Here is a 20,471-nt window from a genome sequence, read left to right as displayed (position 1 = left end):
CCAAAATTCATGTTTTTTCTATTATAACATATTACCGTTTAAAAGTAAAGCAAAATGTGTCCTTTTAAGCGGCGATTTCATTTGAATTAAGCAAAAATAGTAGTTGCAATTCCGTTTGTCAGTGTATTATAATGAAAATGATAAAAATTAAATTGGAGGCTATGGAATGAAAGGCAGCAAGGATTTAAAAAACATTAAAATCGCCTATATTGGCGGCGGTTCAAGAGGCTGGGCCTGGCAGCTCATGCGCGATTTGGCAACGGAAAAAGAGATTGCAGGCCAGGTGGCACTTTATGACATTGATTTTGAAGCGGCAAAACATAACGAAACCATTGGGAACAATTTAAAACAACGGGAAGATGTTGTTGGAAAATGGGATTATAAAGCATATGAAACCATTGACGGTGCGCTTACCGGTGCCGATTTTGTTGTAATTTCCATTATGCCTGGTACCTTTGACGAGATGGCGTCTGACGTGCATCTGCCCGAAGAATATGGAATTTATCAGTCTGTTGGTGACACGGCCGGGCCGGGTGGCATTGTCCGCGCTTTGCGCACGATTCCGATGATGTTTGAAATTGCGGAGGCCATTCAGGCATATTCCCCCAATGCTTGGGTCATTAACTACACAAATCCCATGAGCCTCTGTGTGAAGGCTTTATATACAAAATTTCCTGAAATTAAGGCATTTGGCTGTTGCCACGAAGTGTTCGGAACAGCAAGCTTTCTCTGTGAGATGCTGAAAGATATGGAGGGAATTGACGGCGTTAAGCGCCAGGACCTTACCTATAACGTAATCGGCATTAACCACTTTACGTTTTTTGATAAAGCGTCGTATAACGGTATGGACCTGTTCCCCATGTACGACAAGTTTGTTGATAAATATTACGATACAGGCTTTTTTGACGAAGCTTCAAAAACCAACTGGATGAATAACACCTTCTCCTGTGCACACCGCGTTAAGTTTGACTTGTTTAAGCGGTATGGCAGCATTGCCGCTGCCGGCGACAGGCATTTAGCTGAGTTCTGCTATGGAAAAGAATATTTAAAAGACCCGGAAACTGTGAAAGCGTGGAAATTTGGCCTTACCACGGTGGACTGGCGTAAGAAGGATTTAAAGGAACGGCTGGAGAAAAGCCGCAAATATTTATCAGGTGAAGAACAGATTGATGTTACTCCCTCCGGCGAGGAAGGCGTTTTGCAAATGAAAGCGCTGTTAGGGCTTGGAAACTTTGTGACCAATGTAAACATCATAAATCGCGGCCAGGTTCCCCAGCTCCCCTTGGGAAGCATTGTGGAAACCAACGCATATTTCAGTGCCGACGAAGTGCGCCCCGTTTTGTGCAGCGACATTCCTTCTGAACTTTTGGCGCTGTTTTCACGCCACATTTATAACCACGAAAGTATTATGAAATCGGCGTTAACCGGAGATTTAAACCATGCGTTCCGTGCATTTCTAAATGACCCGCTGGTAACGCTTGACGCAAAAACTGCCAAAGAGATGTTTGACAGAATGATTCACAATACAAAAAAATATCTCACCATGTATCAGATAGGATAGGAGCAAAATATGAAAAATATCAGCGAAGTTGTTTTAAAACCAATTCGCCCCGAGCGGGTGATTCAGTTCGGCGAGGGCGGATTTTTAAGAGGATTTGTGGACTGGATGCTGCAAAAGCTAAACGACCAGACCGATTTCAACGGCAGCGTTGTGGTTGTGCAGCCCATTGAACAAGGCATGTGTGATGCTTTGGAAGAGCAAAACTGCGTTTATACCCACATTATGCGTGGATTAGAAAATGGGAAACCGAAAGTCGAAAAACAGATTGTAGATATCATTTCCCGAACGGTTAAACCCTATGAGGATTATAACAAATACTTAGAGCTGGCAAAAAATCCGGATTTCCGGTTTATTTTTTCCAATACCACGGAGGCGGGCATTGCCTATGTGCCGGAGGATAAGCTGACCGACACGCCGCCCTCCAGCTACCCTGCCAAGCTCACAGCTTTGCTTTATGAACGGTTTAAAGCGCATTTAGACGGATTTTTAATTATTCCCTGTGAGCTCATTGACAAAAATGGTGAAACCCTGAAGGAAATTGTGCTGAAATATGCCCGCGACTGGGGATTGGGAGAGGAATTTATCACCTGGATTAACACCGAAAACCACTTTTTTAACACTTTGGTGGACAGAATTGTAACCGGCTATCCGAAGGGTGAGAAAACTGACTTGGAATATGAGGATGCTATGCTCGACACCTCAGAATTGTTCCATCTTTGGGTGATAGAGGGCGACACAAGCTTTCAGTCTGAGCTGCCCTTTCATGAAATCGGCCTGAACGTTATCTGGACAAAAGACGAGCTTTTCAAATACCGCACAAGAAAGGTGCGCATTTTAAACGGCGCCCACACCTCTTTAGTGCCCTATGCCATGCTGAAAGGGTTTGACACCGTGAAGGAATGTGTGGACAACAGCGCGTTAAACGCCTATCTTCGCGCCTGCATTTTTGACGAGATTATTCCCACACTGGATCTGCTGGAGCAAGAGCTGAAAGACTATGCAGAAAATGTGCTGGAGCGGTTTGCAAATCCGTTCATTGTGCACAAGCTCTCCTCCATTGCTTTAAATTCCGTCAGCAAGTTTAAGGTTCGTGTTTTGCCGTCCATCTTAGAGTACATCAAACGGTTTGACAAAATGCCGGCGCATTTGTTAACGGCGTTCGGCGCGCTGATTCGGTTTTATAAAACCGACATGGCAAACGACAGCGCTGATGTTGTGGAGTTTATGAAAAATGCGGACACTCAGGCTATTTTGAAAAAAACAGATTATTGGGGCGAGGATTTGTCCTTCCTTTACGACGAGGTATCGAAATATGATCATTAATCCCTTGGACAATGTGGAGGTTGATTTAAAATCTGGCCATAAGTATGCCCTCCGTGACATAAAAAAAGGCGAAAATATTATAAAATACGGCTTTCCCATTGGTCACGCAACGTTGGACATAAAAAAAGGAGACCATGTGCACAGCCATAATTTAAAGACGAACCTTTCCGGCAATTTGTCCTATACATACCGCCCCAACAAACCAGACATTCCCAAAGTGACTTCAGACCGAACCTTTTTGGGTTACCAGCGTGAAAACGGCGATGTGGGAATTAGAAACGATATTTGGATTGTGAACACCGTAGGCTGTGTGAACAAGGTGGCAGAAGAGCTGGCAAGAAAAACAGGCGCAAAGCACTTCCCGCATCCCTTTGGCTGTTCCCAGTTGGGAGACGACCAGTCGGTAACGCAAAAAATATTAAGCGGCATGGTGCACCACCCCAACGCAGGCGGTGTTTTGGTATTAGGGCTTGGCTGTGAAAACAACAACATTGACGAAATGAAAAAAGTGTTGGGTGAAATTAACCCCAACCGCGTGAAATTTTTAAATGCTCAGGACTTTGATGACGAAATCTCCGAAGGAATTCGGCTGATTAACGAACTGAAAGCCTATGCGGCAAAAACGCAACGCACGCCTGTTTCGGTCAGCAAACTCAAAGTGGGCTTAAAGTGCGGCGGCAGCGATGGACTTTCCGGCATTACGGCAAATCCGCTGGTGGGAAGCTTTTCCGACAAGCTGATTTCCATGGGGGGAACAACGGTTTTAACCGAGGTTCCCGAAATGTTCGGCGCGGAAACACTTTTGATGGAGCGGGCTGAAAATGAAGCTGTTTTTCAAAAAACAGTGAACCTGATTAACGAATTTAAAAATTATTTTACCCGGCACAACCAGGTAATTTATGAAAACCCATCCCCAGGAAACAAAGCCGGCGGCATTACAACTTTGGAAGAAAAGTCGTTAGGCTGTGTGCAGAAAGGCGGAAAGTCCACAGTGGTGGACGTTTTAAACTTTGGCGACACACTGCAAAAAAGCGGCTTAAATCTCTTAAACGGGCCGGGCAACGACATTGTGGCTATCACCAACTTAATGGCGGCAGGCGTACACATGATTTTGTTTACAACAGGCCGGGGCACGCCGGTTGGCAGCGCAGTTCCTACTGTAAAAATTTCCACCAACCAGACTCTGTTCGATAAAAAATCCCGCTGGATTGATTTTAACGCCGCACCGCTTGTTGACGGTGTTTCTATGGAGGATTTGACCAATTCGCTTTTAGATTTCTGTTTTGAAGTTGCCAGCGGTACGCTGACAAAAAATGAGGAACACGGCTATGAGGAAATCTCTATTTTCAAAGACGGTGTAACGCTTTAATGAACAAAACGGATTGAAGCCATACTTATCGTATGGCTTCAATCCGTTTTTTAAATAGCTCCTAAATTAAAATACAAAATATAATTTGAGTCGTGAAAAGAATGTGCTTTGTTAAAGGCCGAACGCACAGAAACCGAAAGACCGTTTTCATCAAACAGATATGCTGGATATTGAAACCCAACCAGCTGCGGGTCGTCATCTTTTCTGTTCACAATGTTGCGGACATGTTCCCAGTTTTCAAGGTCTTCGGAACGAAAAACAGCCAAAACATTCCGGCAGCTCCAGCAATCACATTTTTGTCCATCTTCTTTTATGTTTGAAATCAAATAATAAATGCCGTCTTGGCTAAAAAGCCGAAACATAGAATTTGTTACCGGCATTGTTGCAATACTGTGAAATTCTAACGGTGCATCAGGATGTTCGGCATCTACCTTTAGCTTTAGCGCCTTACCTGTATCCCAACGCAAATAATTATACATTGTTTGGTCCGGCGCAAGGATAATATTTCCCTCCATTGTGTCGCCCTGCGTTTGCGCTTCTTCTCTCCATTTTCCTTCAAAGGGCAAAAAGCCCGTGCACAACCAGTTTTCCGGAACCATCAAATCTTCATTTTCATTAATTGAAAGAACCGCAGGCAAATGCGAACCCATATCCCAGCTTCCATATTCACATGTGGTGTAAAGCCTGCCCTGAAAGGGCACCATTTGCATTGGCGCGCGGTGCATTCCCCCATTGTCGCAAAGCTTACTGGAACCATAAAATATGGTAACGGGCGCAGACCATTGTTTGCCCCCGTCGTCTGACGCGGCAATCTGGAGGTTTCCATATTCTGTGGAAAGCCCTAATATATACAGTCTTCCCCTGTGACAAAAAAGCGAACCCCAATAAAAGGGGTATAAATCGGTAAGGTAGCGCCAGGTTTTTCCGTTATCCGTTGAACGAAACAGCAGGGTTAGGTTTTGCCCCATTGCTGTTCCAAACAAATCCATTCCGGCAACAATGGTTCCGTCTTCTAGCCGTGCCAGGGACGGACTGCAAAGATACCGCCCACTGAAACTGTAGGCTTTGTCTTCCGGGTGAAGATAATTGATTACAACAGCGCCCTCGGGAACAGCTCCGGTGCGCACCAAACGGATTTTACTTTCCGCCGCATTTTCTTCAGTTACCTTGCATTCATAATCGGTGTTCTGCTCTAAATGTTCAATGCGCATACACCTATTCTTCGCTTTCACGCTTTCCCATTCGCTTTCGCCGCGCTTTCTGTATAAAACCTGATTTTCCGCTCCCTTCGCCAAAAATTCCAGTTCAAACCCGTCTGCAAACGGCGCGAGGCGGCAAATGTATGGTTTATCCGCTTCATCCATGCGATTGAGCGGTATATATGGTCTGTGATGCAATTTGTTGCTGCCTTTCATTGTATATCCCCTCCCTGCAAACGCTTCATCGTTTTCAGCGTCTCAGCTGCATTTTTTAAAATATATTCATAGTCTGCCCCGGTTGAAATCATGTTAATTCCCATTTCGTGATAGCGCTTTAATGTCTTTGGTGCAGTTGAAAAGGTAGACACACCCACTGTTTTTTTCTGTTTGGCAAAGGCGGCAATGCTCTTTTTGGCAAGCGTCAGAGTTTGTTTGCCAAAAATGTTGCCCAGATCCCCAATGGAACCGGAAAGGTCGTGCATGCCAAGTACGCAACCGTCAAGATACGGCAATTTCGCAATTTCCTCAGCCTCCTCCGCTGCGCTTTTCTGTTCAATTTGAATAAACCTGCAAAGGCTGTTTAAATGTCCCGCACCGTAGTATTCCGTGTCACTATCGAGCCCGTAACGAACAGCGCCCCGCGGACCGCAGCCACGCTTGCCGTATGGCGGATACAGCGTCCACGACAAAAGTTCCTTTACATGGGTGCAATTTTCCGCCATCGGAAATACAATGCCATCGATCCCCATTTCCAGCACTTGTTTGGTTGCGGTAAGGTCGTTTACAGGAACGCGCACAAATAAGGGCGTGCCCCCGGCCCGGGCGGCCAGCAGATGCGCATGCACCTGGTCGCAGGAGAGCCTTGTGTGTTCCATATCCACCCATAAAAAGTCATATCCTAGCTGTGCTTCCATCTCCGTTACTGTTGGGTCTGACAAGTTTATATGCGTCCCGCAGATTGGCAGGCATTTTGCAACTTTTTCTTTTATGTTCATGTTAAAAATCCTTTCTTGTTGCTTTTTTTATATTGTTATATTATAATAAATATAACGAATATTCAAGAAAGGGATGCGACATGTGTTTCTTGTTCGTGTCGTTTTTGTGCAATGAGAAACTTTCAGTCCGATCATGAGTTTTATATTCTGTGTTCCGAAAAAGACGGCTTAAAATGTGAATATATGCTCCAGCGGGGTTTTTCCGAAGGGGTTGCTCACAGCCGCATCTACCATTCCCACTCCGTTTTCGAAATTTTTTTCGTCGTTTCGGGCCGTGTTCGTCTTTTCATTCAGGAACATGATGTAACACTTTTGCCTGGGGATATCCTGATTATTCCGCCCAACTGTGTCCATTTTGTTTTCGCAGATACGTCCTCTTTAAAAAGAAGCTTTCGTTTTCTCTTTTCCGCCGCAGAGGAAAACTGTACCGCCGGCTCCCTTTTTTCTGAATTTTCCTCGTTTTTCAGCTCCATAAAGGACTATTACATTGTAAACGCTCCGGATATTTATCATTCCTACATAGAGCCTGCAATCCGCAACTTTCACAACAGCTTGCCGGACGATACTGTTGAACCTCTGCTTCTGCTTGCACTGACGCACATTGCAAGACAAAATCATGTTAACAAAACCGATGGAACAAAAAACTGGTCTGACAGCCACAGCATTATTATCATTGAAGAGTTTTTAAACAGTAACTATCATGCGCCATTAAAGCTTTGCGATATCGCGGCGCTTCTGCATTTAAGTTGCCGCCAAACAGAACGTGTGATAAAAAAATTGTTCCACACCACATTCTGCGGACTTGTTACACAAAAACGTCTTACAATTGCGAAATATATGCTGAAAGAAACGGATATTCCAATTTCTAAAATTTCCGAAATGGTGGGATTTTCCAATCAGAGTTATTTCTTTCGTAAATTCCGTGCATCGGAACATGACACTCCAAACAACTACCGCAGAACAAAAAAGGCCGTGCGTTAACCGCACAGCCTTTTTAATAGAGCCTTTTAAGCCCCGTCCTTTACCAATATGCTTTTATTTTGTTCTTCGTAATCATTCTCGCCAGAGCTTCCATGTAGAAATAATCGCCCCAGATGTTGCACTCGTCCACCCCGCCGTTGTGCGGTTTGGAATAGGTAGCGTGCAGCAAAAGGCCGTTTGATTCCGGAATGTCTTTCGTCAGGTAGTCGTCTATTAACGAATTCATAATGTGGTTTGCCGCACTCAGATAGGTTGCACGCTGTCTTTCATCATTTAACACCTCTGCCGCCTCAAGCAGTCCACAGGCCGCGATTGCTGCCGACGAGCTGTCCCGCGGCTCGCTGCCTTCGGTAAAATATAAATCCCAATAGGCCACATAGTCGTCGGGCAGTCTGTTTAAATAATAGTTGGCAACCGGCACAAACAGCTCCTCTGCCTTTCTGTTCTTTTTATACATATGCGTCAGCATCAGCCCGTAAATGCCCCAGGCCTGCCCGCGGGACCAGGTTGAGTCGTCGGAAAAGCCCTGGTGCGTCGCGCCGCACTTGGGCGCTCCGGTTTCTTTGTCAAAATAAAACGTGTGATATGTAGACCCGTTGCTTCTAATAATATTGTCCGCTGTGGTGTTAAAGTGATTGATAGCCATTTCATCGTAAGAGGCATCGCCCGTCACTTCAGCCGCCCAATATAAAAGGGGAATATTCAGCATACAGTCGATGATTAAACGGTAGGAGTCCTCCTCACCCACGTTGCCCCAGGCCTGAATAAATTTTCCCTTTTCACAATATCTGCTCGCCAAGTGTTTTGCGGCAAGCAGAGCCGTATTTTTGGCCTCGCCACTTCCAGTCAGCTTATATGCCGCCACACAAGAGGGGGTGAATAAAAATCCCATATCGTGGTGGTTCACTCCCAGCTTTTCCGTAATCCGTTTGGTGTAGGTGGGAATTTGAGCAAGCGCGGTTTCCTTGTACGTTTCCTTCCCGGTAAGCTCATGGGCCAGCCAGAGAATTCCGCTCCAAAACCCTTCGTTCCAGCCATCGTTGTTTTCCATGGGAAAATAAACATTGTTTTCGCTGGCGTGGGACGGGAACATTGTGCGGAATGTTTTTAGATTTCCATCTATTTTTTTCAATGCCTCGTTTAAGGCGTAGTTTAACTTTTCCTTTGAAACTGTAAAGCCCGGCTCATATCTTTTAGGCTGCCGAATCTGCTCTGTTTGAATCACTCTCTTCTCCCTCCATTTTAATGAAAGTTCTATTTATACCGTCTTTTCATCCATACGACTAAGCCCCATACGCAAATGCCGACGGGAATGAACACCACCAGCACAATGAACCACGGCCAGAACTGAGAGTTCGGCATGGTTAAACTGCCCTGAGGAAGCTCTTTTGCGCGCACTGTAATGCCCGCTTCGCTCCCGCGCATCCAGTTGATGGAGTTTAGCAGCAAGTCCTCATTTGCAAACCTTGTGTCGCCGATGAGCGTGTCCATGGTATAACCGGAGCCGCTGACCAAAAGCTTGCCTGTGAATTCTTCTTCGTTTAAGGTATATGCTTTGCGGGTAGCGGCAACTAAAATATCAAACGTGCCGCTTTTATCGTCTGATGTTTGATTTTCGCCAATGGTTGCTACGTCTTTTAAATATGCGTTATTTGTGGTTTTTAAAACCGGGGTAATCTCTACCGTTCCCGGCTTGTCTCCTGCAATTTCAAGGCTGTTCGACGCAGAATAAAGCACGCTTCGTTTGCTGGTTTTAATTGGCGAAACAATTTCGCTGTCGGTAAGCTCTGCCAAAGCCATAATGCCGTATTTCGCGGCAGTCTCCTGGGCAGACTCCAATTTGTTCGACATGTCAACCACAACGCCATGGTTCCGCTTAATTGCCCACTCGTTGGCAAGATAGCTTTCCAGCCTGGGAAGCTCTGCATTTGACGCCAGCGGGTCAAAATAAATTTGTACGTTGCCGCCCCGGTCTAAAAAGGCGTCTAATTTGTCAATTTCTTCTGCAGAAAAGTCGCCTGTGGGAGAATTAATGACCACCAGTGTTTTTTCGTCTGCCGGAAGGTCTTCTTTTAGCAGGTCGACAGACTTTATGTTATAGTTATACATTTTTAAAACGGACTCAAATCCGGAATTTGTTTTTTCACCGTGGCCTGTGGTCATGGTAATGGAAGAAATTTTAAACCCGTCCACAAACGAGGCCAGCTTGTTCGTGATAATGCGCTCAATATTGCTGGTGCCCTCGGTGGAAATGTAAGACGAAGCTTCCGCCGTGTCGAACTGGTCACCCTGGGCAAAAATCATGGCATAGTGGGGGTTGGAAATGGACTTAATCGCCTCAGAATAAGGCGCCAAATCTGTGGGGTTGTTGGCAAAGTCCACGGTTTCCATTTTAATTTTGTCGTTTCTCTGGGTATATTTTTCAATAATGTCTGTGAGAAGCATCATATCTTCTGTGGTCTGGCCGTTATACAGCACCACAATTTTTGTGTCATCCGTCACTCGGTCAACAATTTCTTTTGTTTCGTCGGTCAGCTCATAGATTTCATCTCGGGTCAGGCTTACTTTCAGCGGGATTTTGCTGTCAAACGCCACTAAAACCGCGTTTAACAAAACCGTCACGAGAACGGCGCCAACTATGATAACAGAGGAGTTAATTAGGTATTTTATTTGTTTATTATTTTTCATTTTCCTACCTCCAGCGCCTTTTCTCAATCACCCGAATGGTGAGCAGAATAAACAGTGCGGTAATACTCAAAAAATACACCAGCGGAACAATGTTCAGTGTTCCGGCGGCAAAGTCGGAAAACCGTGCGTTAATATTTAGAAAATTCAAAACACCGTTTAAAAATGTTCCCAAAAAGGCAAATGCACCGTTAAACAGAGTGGTAAAATCAACCCTGATGCTTCCTGCAAAGGAGAGCACGCCAACAAGCGCTAAGGTCGCAACCGCGGCAATTACCTGGCTTTGCGTAAGCGATGAAATGAACATTCCAATTGCGGTAAGCATTGCGCCATAGAGCAAAACACCGAAATATCCCACCAAAGACTGCGCCACCGCCGGGTTACCATAAAGCTTCATGAACACTAAATAAAGCAGCGTTGCGCCCACGGCAATTGCCAAAACTGCAAGGCCGGACAAAAATTTTCCGAACACAATTTCCGACACTTTAACCGGAGACGTGAGCAGAAGCTGGTCGGTTTTGAGTTTACGTTCTTCCGAAAACATTTTCATGGTTAACAGCGGAACAGCCACAATGAAAATGTAGCAGTTGCTCATGAAATATTTCGTCATGATTGTAGTTCCAAAATGAATATTGGTTCCGAAAAATACCAGGGAGGAAAATGCCAGAAACAGGCCCAAAAAGATGTAGCCCAGAGGCGACTTAAAGTAGGACTCAAACTCCCGTTTAAAGATTGCTTTCATCGCTGTCATCCTCCTTGTTTGTTTCTTTCTTTGCGGCAACAATTTCAATGCTGCTTTCGTCAATGTCTGCAAAGGAGGCAATATTTCTGTCCTTTGCGGTCACCTCCAGGAAAATGTCCTCTAATGACAAGTCCACAGCCTGCATGGATAAAATGGGCAGGTTTGCTTTTGCCAGGCCGTTAAAAATCAGCGGACGAACGTCAACATCCGGCTCTGCCTCAACCAAAAAGTCGATTGAGCTTTTCTCTTTCCGGCCTAAAGATTTTACATATTTTACGCCGTGGACAGCGCCAATAATATCTAAAACCGACCGCTCGTCGCCGGCGACCCGCAGACTGAATTTGTTTTCGTTTGACAGCGTTTTTGCCAAATTGTCCGGGCTGTCAATTGCGGCGATTTTGCCTTTGTTAATAATGACAACACGCTCGCACACCGCCTGCACCTCCTGCAAAATGTGGGAGGACAAAATGACCGTGTGGTGTTTTCCAAGTTTTCTGATCACATCGCGGATTTCGATAATCTGCATGGGGTCAAGACCCACGGTAGGCTCGTCCAAAATTAAAACTTCTGGGTTTCCCACCATTGCCTGTGCCAGACCAACCCTTTGTTTATACCCTTTCGAGAGGTTTGCAATGAGCCTGTCTGCCACGTCGGTAATTTTCACTGCGTTCATAATTTCTGCAAGGTGCTTTTTTCTGTCTGTTCCGCCGGCCTTTTTCAGGTCGTAAACGAAGTTTAAGTACTCGCGCACCGTCATGTCTGTGTAGAGCGGCGGCATTTCCGGTAAGTATCCGATTTTCTTTTTCGTTTCCACCGGATTGTCCAAAATGTCCAGGCCGTCAATTAATACCTCGCCGCTGGTAGCGGACAAATAGCCTGTTAAAATATTCATGGTTGTGGATTTTCCTGCACCGTTCGGTCCAAGCAGTCCTAAAATTTCGCCTTGCTTCACCGTGAAGGAAATATGGTCGACGGCCTTATTCTCGCCGTATTTTTTCACCAAGTTTTTGATTTCGATCATAAAATGACCTCCTGAATTTCATATGCGGAAATATCCTATCCAAATAGAACATTTCCGCATATATTGTATCATATCATGTTATTGTGTTTGTGAACAAACCGTTAATTTTAATTTTTTTCTTCCGGCAGATCCAGCTTAATGTGAAGCTCAGCAAGCTGTTTTTCGTCCACAGTTCCCGGCGCCTCGGACATAAGCTCCGACGCATCTTTCACTTTCGGGAAAGCAATAACATCGCGGATGGAATCACGTCCGGCAAGCAGCATTACCAGCCGGTCTAAACCATAGGCCATGCCGCCGTGGGGGGGGGTGCCATACTGGAAGGCACCCATTAAAAATCCAAACCGTTCCCATGCTTCCTCTTTGGTGAAGCCAAGCTTTTCAAACATTTTCTGCTGAAGCTCGGTGTTAAAAATACGCAGGCTGCCGCCGCCAACCTCTGTTCCGTTATACACCATGTCATATGCTTTTGCACGGACTTTTGCCGGGTCTGTGTCTAAAAGCGGAATGTCTTCGTCTTTCGGCATGGTGAACGGATGGTGTTTTGCAACAAACCGTTTTTCCTCTTCGCTGTACTCAAATAACGGAAAATCTGTTACCCACAAAAGGTCGCAGGAATTTTTATCAATCAGGTCAAACCGTTTTGCAAGCTCTAAACGAAGCGCTCCCAGCGCGTCATAAACAATTTCATTTTTGTCGGCCACAATCATAATGATGTCGCCAACCTCTGCCTCCATACGGGAAAGCATGCCGTCAATCTGCTCCTGAGAGAAGAATTTTGTAATGGGAGATTTTAATTCGTTCTCGCCAATTACAATCCAGGCGAGGCCTTTGGCGCGGTAGGTTTTCACAAAGTCTACCAACCCGTCTAAATCGCGGCGGGAAAACTTTGCGTCTCCGCCCTTGCAGTTAATAGCGCGAACGCTGCCGCCCTTTTTCACAACGTCGGTGAACACTTTAAATTCACTGTTTGCCACAATGTCTGAAATGTCTTTCAGTTCTAAACCAAACCGTGTGTCAGGCTTGTCGGATCCAAACCGGTCCATTGCCTCCTGATAAGGAATTCTTCTAAAAGGCGTTTTTAAGTCAATGCCCTTCAGTTCTTTAAACAGCTGTTTCATCATTCCCTCGTTGATTGACATTACATCGTCTTCGTTTACAAAAGACATTTCCAGGTCAATCTGGGTGAATTCCGGCTGACGGTCTGCCCTTAAATCCTCGTCGCGGAAGCATTTCACAATCTGATAATACCGATCCATTCCCGAAAGCATTAAAAGCTGTTTATAAAGCTGGGGAGACTGCGGCAGCGCGTAAAACGAGCCGGGGTGAACACGGCTGGGCACCAAATAGTCCCTCGCGCCCTCTGGTGTGGACTTTTGCAGCATAGGCGTTTCAATTTCCAAAAAGCCGTTTTCGTCATAATAGCTGCGGGCAATTTTACACACGTTGTGACGCAGTTCCATTAAGCGCTGCATATCGGGCCTTCTTAAATCCAGGTATCTGTATTTTAAACGGACCTCTTCCCTTACATTGCTGTTTTCTTCAATGTAAATCGGGGGCGTTTCCGCTTTGGACAAAATGCGCAGTTCGCTCATTCTGATTTCAATTTTTCCCGTTTTAATTTTATCGTTTACGGTGTCTTCATCACGCTTTACAACCTCGCCCACAGCGGCCAGCACATATTCACTGCGCACCATGTCTGCCTTTTGAAACACCTCTTCGCCGTCTTCAATCCGTGCCACAAGCTGCAAAATTCCCGAGCGGTCGCGCAAATCAATAAAAATTACGCCGCCTAAGTTACGGTAAACCTGAACCCAGCCCATTACGGTTACTTTCTTGCCTACATCTTCAAGCGTCAGCTCACCGCAGCGGTGGGTGCGCTTTAGTCCAACCATTGTCTCCATGCTTATTCGTTCCTCCATTTATTTTATCTTGTCATTGTATTCGTCTTAATAAATTCTGCCAAATGATCAAACGGCACGTTATCTGTTTCTCCGGTCTGCATATTTTTCACAGACACGCTTTTCGCTACAATGTCATCATCACCAATCACCGCCGAAAACTGCGCGCCGGTTTTATTGGCATATTTCATCTGGGCTTTCACACTGCGCGACAAATAGTCCCGCTCGGCACTGATGCCGGCGTTTCGCAGGCCGTAAACCAGTTTTTGCACAAACAAATCTGCCTGGTCCCCAACGTTTGCAATAAAAATATCCGGCCGTTCCAGGTTCTCCGGAATCAGGTCAAGGCTTTCTAAAACCAGCAAGAGCCGCTCTAAGCCCATGGCAAAGCCAACGCCCGTCATTTCAGGGCCGCCGATTTCGGCAATCAGCCCGTTATACCGTCCGCCTCCGCAGATGGTGCCCTCGGAACCCTTGTTTTTCGAGATAATTTCAAACACGGTTTTTGTGTAGTAATCCAGCCCACGCACAATTGTGGCGTCAATCTGATATGGAATTTCCATCACTTCAAGATAGCGCTTTAACTGCTCGAAATGTGCCGCACAGTCCTCACAAATGTTGTCCAAAAGAACCGGCGCGTGGTTGTAAATTGCTTTGCACGATTTCACCTTGCAATCTAAAATGCGAAGCGGGTTTTTTTCATACCGCTGGCGGCAGGTTTCGCACAGCTCGCCTAAATGGGGTTTAAAAAACGCTTTTAGCTTCTCGTTATAGGCTGCTCTGCACTTGGGACAGCCAATACTGTTAATGTTCAGTTCAATTCCCGTAACGTTTAAACGGGAAAACACCTGCATTGCAAGGGAAATGACCTCAGCGTCCACCGCTGCGGTGTCCGCCCCCATCACTTCCACGCCAAACTGGTGAAACTCCCGCAGGCGGCCGGCCTGTGGCTTTTCATAGCGGAAACAGGGGTAGAGATAATACAGCTTCGTAGGCTGGGGCTGTGCATACAGCGAGCTTTCCACAAAGCTCCTTACAATGGGCGAGGTGCCTTCGGGCCGCAGCGTTACGCTCCGGCCGCCCTTGTCCAAAAACGTATACATCTCTTTTTGCACCACATCTGTGGTGTCGCCCACGCCGCGCTCGAATAGCTCGGTGCTTTCAAACATGGGCGTTCTGATTTCCTTATAGCCAAACTCCAAACAAATCTCTTTAATTTTATCTTCTATCAAATGCCATCGGTAGCTTTCAGACGGCAAAATATCGTGTGTGCCGCGGGGTGCAATAATCATGTTTTTCACAACCTTTCACAGGGGACAAAAATACAAACAATTTTAATTATTATATCACAATTTTTCCCAAAATGCAAATATTTTACTCTGCAATTTCATCTAAATGAAGCGTAAGCAACTTTGAAACGCCTTTTTCCTGCATGGTAACACCGTAAATTACATCGGCGGCTTCCATGGTGCCGCGCCTGTGGGTTACAACAATAAACTGCGTGTTGCCGCTGTAGCGCTTAATATAGTCTGCAAAGCGATAAACATTTACATCGTCTAAAGCCGCCTCAATTTCGTCTAAAAAGCAAAAGGGCGTAGGGCGGGTTTTCAGAATGGCAAACAACAGCGCAATGGCAGAAAGCGCCCGCTCCCCGCCGGACAAAAGGGAAAGGCTTTGCAGCTTTTTCCCCGGAGGCTGCACGTCAATGTTAATGCCGCTTTCTAAAATATTATCCGGGTCTTCTAAGGTGAGCGCCGCAGTTCCGCCGCCAAACAACTCTGTAAACGTCCCTTTAAAATAACCTGCAATTTCACGAAACTTTTCTTCAAACTCTGTCCGCATCACCTTTGTCATGTCGGTGATAATGCCAGTCAGGTCTTTTTGTGCTTTCAGCAAATCATCCCGCTGTCCGCTTAAAAATTCATACCGTTCAGAAACGGCTTTATATTCTTCAATTGCATCCACATTTACGTTGCCTAGGCCGCTGATTTTGCGCTTTAAAGACGAAATTTCCTTTGAAACCTCCTGAGGTGTGCCGAGTTCCTTTTTATATGGCAACGCATCAGAGTATGTAAGCTCATATTCCTCCCAAAGGTTGTTAATGGTGTTTTCCAGCTCTGTTTCCGCTTTTACCTTTCTTTGCGAAAGTCTGCCCTGCTCGTCTGTTAGGGTAAACACATCTTCCCTTAACGCTTTTATTTCGGCAAGCAGCGCCCTGTCTTTTTCGTCAAAATCCTTTTTCTCCGTTTGAAGCTTTGTGTTTTCTTCGTCCAAACGTGCAACCTCTGCCGCGCCAGCCTCTGTTTCTTGCTGCTTCTGCTCAATTTCCAAAAGTAAGCTTTTGTTCTTCTTGTTAATATCTTCAATTTCGCTTTCGTGCAAAGCCGCATTGGTTTCACAGGAGGAAATCTCCTCAGCAAGCTGAGACAGCCTTGCAGAAATGACCTCTAAATCCTTCGCTACGCCAGACCGCAAAATATTTTGCTGGGTAATCTGTTCCGAAATCTCCTGTTTTTTTGCAATGGCCTCGGCCACGCCGGACTCTTTTTGCTGAATCTCATCGTGTTTTTCAGAAATTAACTGTTCTTTTTCGACAATTTCCTGTTCAATTTCTGCCTGATGCGAAACGGTTTCTGCAATTTTTGCATCTAAGCTCTGCAGCTCTTCTTCCACACGCCGCCTTGCCGTGTCAATTTGGTTCAACAAAAGCTCGTTGTGAGATTTATCACGCTCTAAAATTAAAATCCCACCGCTGTTGTCGGAAATCGCCTCTGCGGTTTTTTTCATCTCCTCCGCAGTTTTTGCAATGGCGGCATTAAGTGCCTTTTCCTCGTCTTCAAGCGTTTCAATTTGCCGTGCAAGCTTTGGAATCTCTTCGGCTAAGGATTTTATTTCATTTTCGCGCCCCATCAGCGACGCCTGGCGATAAAAGCTTCCGCCGGACAAGGAACCGCCCACATTTAGCAATTCGCCCTCTAAGGTTACTAAGCGGTGGGTGTTCTTAAACTTTTTAGATATGGCAATGGCATGGTCAATATTGTCGATAACCGCCGTTTTTGCCAACAAAAATTTCACCACGGGCAAAAACTGTTTTTCGCAGGTTACAAGGTCGCAGGCCATGCCCAAAAAGCCGTCTTCTCCTGCAAGCTTTGTTTCCGGCTCCTTATATTTTAACGAAGACAGGGGCAAAAACGTTGCCCGGCCTGCGTTTTTTGATTTTAAGCACGCAATGGCCTGCTTTGCGTCGTTTTCTGATTTCACCACGATGTTTTGAACCGCGCCGCCCAAGGCAATTTCAATGGCGGTGTTATAGTTTGCAGGCACTTTTATCAGTTTTGAAACAGGGCCGTAGATTTGAGCCGTACGAAGCACACCGTTTTCATGCTCCCGCAAAACGGTTTTAACCGATTTTGCATACCCCTCGAAGCTCTGTTCCATGGTTTCCAAAAGCTTTCTGCGAGACCGTTTTTCGCTCAAGGAAATGGTCAGGCTGCTGCGCTCCTGCCGCATCAGGCTCATGTTGTTTTCTTGCCGTTGCCGTGTTTCGCGCAGCATTTCCAGCTCCTGTTCAGTTTTTTCCCCAAAGGCTGCTTTGCGCTGAATTTCTGCTTCAATCTCTTTGTTTTTATCAAAAATGCTCTGGCGCTCGCCGCTGCGGTCGCTCGCCTCGCTCTCTATGGTTTCTTTCCGTGCAAGATAGCTTTCCCGTGTAATTTTCTGATTGGAAAGGGCTATTTTCAGCTCGCTCAGCCGCTCAATCTGCACGGCTACAAAGCTGTTCAGTTCTTCAATTTCACTGTTTTGTTCCCCGGCGCCGCCTTCAGCTAAGACACTCAGCTCTGTTAATCGGTCGATTTCTTCCTCAATTTGTAAAAGCGTTTTTCCTTTTTCTCCGGCTTCCTGCTCTGTGCCGCTTCTCTGGGTTAAAAACGCTTCTTTTTTTCCCATAATTTCTTTCAGTTCGTTTTGAATGCGCTCCGTCAGCGTCTCATTTCCTGCAATGGTGTTTTTTAAAATATCAATTTCGCCTTTTTTAATAGAGATGCTCTCAGAAAGCTCCCGGGTTTTACGGGATGTTTCCTGGGCCGACTCCTCTCTGTCCCGCGCCGCCTGGTAGAATTCTGCCTGGGTGCGCTCCGCATTGTCAGCCGCATTTTTTGCTTCCTCCAGCTGTTTTGTAACAACGCCCAGCTTTTCGTCCAGCCCGCCGATTACATCGTTCGCGCCCTCAATAATCCGAAGCGCGTCGTTAACCTCATAGGTTTTCAGTTCCTCTTTAAAGGTCAAATATTTTTTTGCCTTTTCCGACTGAATTTTTAAAGGCTCCACCCGGCCCTCAAGCTCCGCAATAATGTCGTAAACGCGGTCTAAATTTTCGTTGGTGCGGACGAGCTTGCGCTGCGCCTCTTCCTTTCTGTACCGATATTTTGAAATGCCGGCGGCCTCTTCAAAAATCTGTCTTCTGTCGTCCGATTTTGAGGATAAAATTTCCTCAATTTTTCCCTGTCCCACCATGGAATAGCCGTCGCGGCCCAGACCTGTGTCCATAAAAATTTCGTGAATGTCTTTTAAACGGCAGGCAGACTTGTTAATCATGTATTGACTTTCGCCGGACAAAAACACCTTTCTGGTGACCTCTACCTCGTCGAATTCAATGTGGAAAGTTCTGTCTGAATTGTCCAAAATCAGCGTAACCTCCGCAAATCCCATGGGGTTTCTCTTTTGCGTGCCGCTGAAAATAACATCTTCCATTTTTGCTCCGCGAAGCATTTTTGCGCTCTGTTCGCCCAAAACCCAGCGAACCGCGTCAGAAATATTGCTTTTTCCGCTGCCGTTGGGACCGACAATTGCGGTAATTCCGTTTGAGAAGCTCAGCGATATTTTATCGGCAAACGATTTAAAGCCGTTGATTTTTATTCCTTTAAGACGCATGTTCCGCCGCCTTTCCTGTGACTAGTTTAAATTCCTGCGGCAAGACGGTTTCGTCCTGCACAAATTTTATGGTATAGCCCAATTGCTTCATTTTTTTTATATTTGCTTTGTTGTTCCCCACAAATGCAGAAAGCGAACGAGGATTTACGGCAATTAAGCAGTCCTGGTGCACCGCTTCCTTTAATCTGCAAAAATTAAGTTCGCTTTGCACCAGCTCGCCGAATGCCGGGTGATAAGGCCCGGCAATCACGTCGTTTTCGGGACGGATATTGTCTGACGACATGAGCCCCATACGGATCACTGCAATGTTATTTTGGTCAAACATCTGCTTTAAACCGGCGCAGAGCACAACCGCCTCCTCCAGGCTCTGGGGCACATACTTCCCCGCTTCATAGAGCTTTGCAAGATAGGTACCCTTTAACACCAAAGTGGGATATATCCGCACGCAGGAGGGGGTAAGGTCAATGATTTGTTTTGCCGTTTCGCGGCTTTTTTCCACCGTGTCTTCAAAAAGCCCCGTCATCATTTGAAGTCCCAGCTTTAAGCCGCCCGAAATGATAAGCTCAGAAGCACGGACGGTGTCTTGACTGGTGTGCCCCCTGTGGTTTGCTGCAAGCACCCTGTTGTCCATAGACTGGGCGCCCAGCTCAACCGTTGTCACACCGTAGGCTTTTAGCATGGAAACGGTTTCTGCATCAATATAATCCGGCCGGGTAGACAGCCTGACAGACGTTACGCTGCCCTCTTTCACATAACCGTATGCCACCGAAAGCAGCTGCCGCTGCAGCTCCTTTTCAATTCCTGTGAAGCTTCCGCCGAAAAAGCCAATTTCAACATTTGCCCCTTTCGGCACAGTTTTTAAAGAGTCGTTAATAATTTCGTCCGCTTTTTGGGGCGTTACCGTTTCGCTGTGCCCGGTAATTTTCCGCTGGTTGCAGAAAGAGCAGTCGTTAGGGCAGCCCATGTGCGGCACAAAAATCGGGATTGTTTTATGCTTCATCACTTTTGCTTGTCCGCTCTTGTTTTAATTAACGCGTTCTGTGCCGCCTTTTGCTCCGCTTTTTTCTTGCTGGTGCCCTCGCCCGTGCCCATTAGCGTCCCGTTTAAATAGACGTTCACCACAAACAGTTTGTCATGGTCCGGCCCAGACTCGCTCTGCACCTCATATTTAATTTCTACGTCGCCGTTTTTCTGAACGACCTCCTGAAAATCGGTTTTATAATCTTTAAACATCTTGCCTCTCGACGCGTCTAAAATGGTTTCATAAAGCTGGCCCAAAATCCATTCCCGCACGGTTTCTAAGCTGCTGTCCAAATAAATTGCAGCAATGAGCGCTTCAAACGCGTCGGCCAAAATAGACATGCGCGTTCTTCCGCCTGTGTGTTCCTCGCCGTGTCCTAAAATCAGGTAATTGCCCAAATCAATGTTCACGGCGCACTCCCACAGGGAACGTTCGCAAACCACGGCGGCCCGCATTTTTGTCAGTTTTCCCTCCGGCAGCTTGGGAAAGTTCTCAAATATATAGCGGCTGACGACAAGTCCCAGCACCGAGTCGCCCAAAAACTCCAGCCGCTCGTTAAACGGAATGTGTTTTGACCTGTTTTCGTTGGCGTAGGAGCTGTGCGTCAGCGCAACCTTTAAGTATTCGCAATTGGTAAATTTATAACCGATAATTTCCTGAAATTCTTTTAAAGCGTTCATATTCCCTTCCTTTCAAAACAAAAAGCAGGCATAGCCTGCCGTGCCGCCCGAATGGCGTTTTGTG

15 protein-coding genes are annotated in these 20,471 nt (G+C 46.1%); 4 read left to right on the top strand and 11 right to left on the bottom strand.

All coding sequences use genetic code 11. The features are described from left to right. The first annotated feature begins 166 nt into the window (after window positions 1-166). From WIG73_RS10890 to WIG73_RS10880, 3 genes are read left to right on the top strand one after another with little or no spacing between them, the layout of a single operon-like run. Window positions 167-1,561 (top strand): alpha-glucosidase/alpha-galactosidase, encoded by a 1,395-nt coding sequence (locus WIG73_RS10890; protein ID WP_337400555.1) that lies wholly within the window; start codon window positions 167-169, stop codon window positions 1,559-1,561. Between the two features lie 9 nt (window positions 1,562-1,570). After that, window positions 1,571-2,884: a tagaturonate reductase gene (locus tag WIG73_RS10885; RefSeq protein ID WP_337400554.1), complete on the top strand. Its 1,314-nt coding sequence runs from the start codon at window positions 1,571-1,573 to the stop codon at window positions 2,882-2,884. Continuing rightward, a complete protein-coding gene (locus WIG73_RS10880; protein WP_337400553.1) occupies window positions 2,874-4,253 on the top strand; it encodes an altronate dehydratase family protein in 1,380 nt (459 codons plus the stop codon). Before WIG73_RS10885 ends, WIG73_RS10880 begins: the two co-directional genes overlap by 11 nt. Before the next feature lie 50 nt (window positions 4,254-4,303). Here WIG73_RS10880 and WIG73_RS10875 read toward each other — a convergent pair whose 3' ends face one another. Together WIG73_RS10875 and WIG73_RS10870 are read right to left on the bottom strand one after the other, a co-directional pair. Beyond that, window positions 4,304-5,668 (bottom strand): sialidase family protein, encoded by a 1,365-nt coding sequence (locus WIG73_RS10875; RefSeq protein WP_337400552.1) that lies wholly within the window; start codon window positions 5,666-5,668, stop codon window positions 4,304-4,306. Beyond that, complete coding sequence (locus WIG73_RS10870; RefSeq protein ID WP_337400551.1) at window positions 5,665-6,447, bottom strand: aldolase/citrate lyase family protein; 783 nt, start codon at window positions 6,445-6,447, stop codon at window positions 5,665-5,667. The genes WIG73_RS10875 and WIG73_RS10870 overlap by 4 nt, the downstream gene beginning before the upstream one ends. Before the next feature lie 111 nt (window positions 6,448-6,558). Between WIG73_RS10870 and WIG73_RS10865 the strand changes: the two genes are divergently transcribed. After that, window positions 6,559-7,428 (top strand): AraC family transcriptional regulator, encoded by an 870-nt coding sequence (locus tag WIG73_RS10865; RefSeq protein ID WP_337400549.1) that lies wholly within the window; start codon window positions 6,559-6,561, stop codon window positions 7,426-7,428. A gap of 40 nt (window positions 7,429-7,468) precedes the next feature. Here the strand turns inward: WIG73_RS10865 and WIG73_RS10860 are convergent, their stop codons facing one another. The 9 genes from WIG73_RS10860 to rnc form a co-directional block, all read right to left on the bottom strand. After that, window positions 7,469-8,653, bottom strand: a complete 1,185-nt coding sequence (locus tag WIG73_RS10860; protein ID WP_337400547.1) for a glycoside hydrolase family 88 protein — start codon at window positions 8,651-8,653, stop codon at window positions 7,469-7,471. 29 nt (window positions 8,654-8,682) lie between these two features. Continuing rightward, window positions 8,683-10,116 (bottom strand): Gldg family protein, encoded by a 1,434-nt coding sequence (locus WIG73_RS10855; protein WP_337400546.1) that lies wholly within the window; start codon window positions 10,114-10,116, stop codon window positions 8,683-8,685. A gap of 4 nt (window positions 10,117-10,120) precedes the next feature. After that, entirely contained in the window at window positions 10,121-10,855 is a 735-nt protein-coding gene (locus tag WIG73_RS10850) for an ABC transporter permease subunit (protein WP_337400545.1), read from the bottom strand. After that, a complete protein-coding gene (locus WIG73_RS10845; protein WP_177679737.1) occupies window positions 10,839-11,876 on the bottom strand; it encodes an ATP-binding cassette domain-containing protein in 1,038 nt (345 codons plus the stop codon). The genes WIG73_RS10850 and WIG73_RS10845 overlap by 17 nt, the downstream gene beginning before the upstream one ends. Window positions 11,877-11,983: 107 nt before the next feature. Further along, window positions 11,984-13,777 carry an aspartate--tRNA ligase gene (aspS, locus tag WIG73_RS10840; protein ID WP_337400544.1) on the bottom strand — a complete coding sequence of 598 codons (1,794 nt, stop codon included), beginning with the start codon at window positions 13,775-13,777 and terminating at the stop codon, window positions 11,984-11,986. A gap of 23 nt (window positions 13,778-13,800) precedes the next feature. Beyond that, window positions 13,801-15,066: a histidine--tRNA ligase gene (gene hisS / locus WIG73_RS10835; RefSeq protein WP_337400543.1), complete on the bottom strand. Its 1,266-nt coding sequence runs from the start codon at window positions 15,064-15,066 to the stop codon at window positions 13,801-13,803. Window positions 15,067-15,148: 82 nt separating this feature from the next. Continuing rightward, the gene (gene smc / locus WIG73_RS10830) at window positions 15,149-18,706 is read right to left on the bottom strand and encodes a chromosome segregation protein SMC (RefSeq protein ID WP_337400542.1); all 3,558 of its coding nucleotides are present in this window, start codon (window positions 18,704-18,706) and stop codon (window positions 15,149-15,151) included. Further along, on the bottom strand, window positions 18,696-19,706 hold the full coding sequence (locus tag WIG73_RS10825) for a radical SAM protein (RefSeq protein WP_337400614.1): 1,011 nt from the start codon (window positions 19,704-19,706) through the stop codon (window positions 18,696-18,698). Before WIG73_RS10825 ends, smc begins: the two co-directional genes overlap by 11 nt. Next, window positions 19,706-20,407 carry a ribonuclease III gene (gene rnc, locus WIG73_RS10820; RefSeq protein ID WP_249310666.1) on the bottom strand — a complete coding sequence of 234 codons (702 nt, stop codon included), beginning with the start codon at window positions 20,405-20,407 and terminating at the stop codon, window positions 19,706-19,708. Before rnc ends, WIG73_RS10825 begins: the two co-directional genes overlap by 1 nt. Between the last annotated feature and the right edge of the window lie 64 nt (window positions 20,408-20,471).

It is taken from the genome of Congzhengia sp. (assembly GCF_037235575.1).
Lineage (GTDB): Bacteria > Bacillota > Clostridia > UBA1381 > UBA9506 > Congzhengia > Congzhengia minquanensis.
This window is presented reverse-complemented; position numbering and strand designations above follow the sequence as displayed.

What these genes read in the sequence shown, in the direction of transcription:
- rnc (WP_249310666.1), bottom strand. Translation starts at nt 20,407, where the DNA reads ATGAACGCTTTAAAAGAATTTCAGGAAATTATCGGTTATAAATTTACC.
- WIG73_RS10885 (WP_337400554.1), top strand. Translation starts at nt 1,571, where the DNA reads ATGAAAAATATCAGCGAAGTTGTTTTAAAACCAATTCGCCCCGAGCGG.
- WIG73_RS10865 (WP_337400549.1), top strand. Translation starts at nt 6,559, where the DNA reads ATGAGAAACTTTCAGTCCGATCATGAGTTTTATATTCTGTGTTCCGAA.
- WIG73_RS10875 (WP_337400552.1), bottom strand. Translation starts at nt 5,668, where the DNA reads ATGAAAGGCAGCAACAAATTGCATCACAGACCATATATACCGCTCAAT.
- WIG73_RS10825 (WP_337400614.1), bottom strand. Translation starts at nt 19,706, where the DNA reads ATGAAGCATAAAACAATCCCGATTTTTGTGCCGCACATGGGCTGCCCT.
- WIG73_RS10870 (WP_337400551.1), bottom strand. Translation starts at nt 6,447, where the DNA reads ATGAACATAAAAGAAAAAGTTGCAAAATGCCTGCCAATCTGCGGGACG.
- WIG73_RS10890 (WP_337400555.1), top strand. Translation starts at nt 167, where the DNA reads ATGAAAGGCAGCAAGGATTTAAAAAACATTAAAATCGCCTATATTGGC.
- WIG73_RS10850 (WP_337400545.1), bottom strand. Translation starts at nt 10,855, where the DNA reads ATGAAAGCAATCTTTAAACGGGAGTTTGAGTCCTACTTTAAGTCGCCT.
- aspS (WP_337400544.1), bottom strand. Translation starts at nt 13,777, where the DNA reads ATGGAGACAATGGTTGGACTAAAGCGCACCCACCGCTGCGGTGAGCTG.
- smc (WP_337400542.1), bottom strand. Translation starts at nt 18,706, where the DNA reads ATGCGTCTTAAAGGAATAAAAATCAACGGCTTTAAATCGTTTGCCGAT.
- hisS (WP_337400543.1), bottom strand. Translation starts at nt 15,066, where the DNA reads ATGATTATTGCACCCCGCGGCACACACGATATTTTGCCGTCTGAAAGC.
- WIG73_RS10855 (WP_337400546.1), bottom strand. Translation starts at nt 10,116, where the DNA reads ATGAAAAATAATAAACAAATAAAATACCTAATTAACTCCTCTGTTATC.
- WIG73_RS10845 (WP_177679737.1), bottom strand. Translation starts at nt 11,876, where the DNA reads ATGATCGAAATCAAAAACTTGGTGAAAAAATACGGCGAGAATAAGGCC.
- WIG73_RS10880 (WP_337400553.1), top strand. Translation starts at nt 2,874, where the DNA reads ATGATCATTAATCCCTTGGACAATGTGGAGGTTGATTTAAAATCTGGC.